This is a genomic window from Ferdinandcohnia jepli, from assembly GCF_047246645.1.
Lineage (GTDB): Bacteria > Bacillota > Bacilli > Bacillales > Bacillaceae_L > Ferdinandcohnia.
In genome coordinates, this window is sequence record NZ_JBFOKR010000046.1 from 1 (window position 1) to 1,948 (window position 1,948).

At 39.9% G+C, this 1,948-nt stretch carries 1 protein-coding gene; it reads left to right on the plus strand.

Annotation, left to right across the window (positions count from 1 at the left end):
- The first annotated feature begins 514 nt into the window (after positions 1-514).
- The gene (gene ltrA / locus AB3M96_RS23575; RefSeq protein ID WP_412970051.1) at positions 515-1,843 is read left to right on the plus strand and encodes a group II intron reverse transcriptase/maturase; all 1,329 of its coding nucleotides are present in this window, start codon (positions 515-517) and stop codon (positions 1,841-1,843) included.
- Positions 1,844-1,948: the final 105 nt, after the last annotated feature.

Genomic DNA, 1,948 nt, shown 5'->3' on the forward strand with positions numbered 1-1,948 from the left:
GCAGGTGTGCGGCCGAGCCTAGGTCGTATCATATAGCGGGTGGGATTCCCGCCGAGTAAGAACTAGCCATTCGCTCGTAGCGAGTCTTGGAGGGCTAAAGGCAACTTTAGTCTTTAAGCGTAGACAGTTAGGTAACGGGCCGAAAGCCATATGGTTGAAGGGATTGAGCTCCATAATCGTTAGTAAATCGAGAGGGCTGATGCCTTACCTGCGTGCAGAAAGCTACATTTTATCCTTCGTCAAAGGCAAGAAGGGTAAAACCTCTCTGGAGTCAGAGACCTTGGCACGTTACACATTGATATGATATGGCAACTCGGGAGACCCTACCGGTCTTTTCTATTGAAGAGTATGGTCTACAAGCGATAACAAGCAAGGAAACCAAATGCCGATGGTAGGGAGTCGGATAGCAGCGTAGTACCAATGAAGTTGGGTAATGCCGATGGAGGGAAGGCTAGCTACCAGTTATCACCCTGACTAGGGACACATTTACTACACGCAGAGGTAGGAATATTAAATGGAAACAAAACTACTAAGGATAGCAGAATTAGCAAAATCCGAGCCTAAAATGAAATTCACATCTCTTGCGCATTTATTAAATGCGCAATCCCTAACACAGTGTCATCATGAACTGCCTAATAAAAAGGCAACTGGTATTAATGGAACGACAAAAGAACAATACAGTGATAGTTTGGAAGAAAATATAGAGGACTTAGTAAGTAGACTTAAAAGCAAAAGTTATCGTCCTGTTCCAGTAAGACGAATGTATATCCCAAAGCTCAACTCAAACAAGATGAGACCATTGGGAATACCGGAACATGAAGATAAAATTGTTCAGAAAGGCATTACGAAAATACTAAATGCCATCTATGAAAATGATTTTCTAGACTGTTCATTTGGGTTCCGTCCAAATAGAAACTGCCACGATGCGCTGAAAATACTGAATCAATATATTGAGAAGAGAGCGGTAAGTTATGTAGTCGATGTAGATATTAAAGGCTTCTTTGATAACGTTGACCACAAATGGATGATGGAATTCTTGAAACTCCGAATCACTGACCCTAACCTACTGAGAATAATCAGCAGGTTTCTTAAAGGTGGATACATGGAGGAAGGTAAGAAATACAAGACAGAGAATGGCACACCGCAAGGTGGAGTGATATCTCCGATATTAGCCAATGTCTATCTCCATTACGTTCTTGATCTATGGTTTGAAAAAGTGGTTAGGAAAAGATGTAAAGGTCAAGCTTATATAGTAAGATACGCAGATGATTTTGTTTGTTGTTTTCAGAATAAAAGTGAAGCACAGCAATTCTTCCATTCATTAAAAGCAAGATTAAAGAAATTTAACCTGGAAATAGCCGAGGATAAAACTAAAATAATTCCCTTCGGAAGGTTTGCGGAGAAGAATGCAAAACGTGACGGGACTGGCAAACCAGATACCTTTGATTTCCTTGGGTTTACACACTACTGTGGGATAAGTAAACACGGCAATTTTCGAGTAAAGCGGAAAACCAGCAGGAGGAAAGTCCAAGGCAAACTAAAAGAAACGAAAGAATGGCTCAAGAATAATAGGAATAAAGATATTCATATGATTATGGATAGATTTAAACGCTCACTAATAGGTTATTACAACTATTATTGCATTACTGACAACACCCAAACTGTTAACAACTTTAAAGAGAAAATCGTGAGCTTACTATTTAAATGGCTAAACAGAAGAAGTCAAAGGAAATCCTTTACTTGGGATAAATTCAGGCTCTTTCTTAATAAATATCCACTACCTTCACCAAGAATCAAAGTGAATATCTATGATTTAAGAAAAGAGATTGGCTACATTCTGTAAATGATAACTTGGAGGAGCCGTGTGCGTTAATAGCGCAAGCACGGTTCTGTGAGGGGGGAGGAGTACAATTTACCGTAAGGTAGAAAGGCTCCCTTCTACTCGACT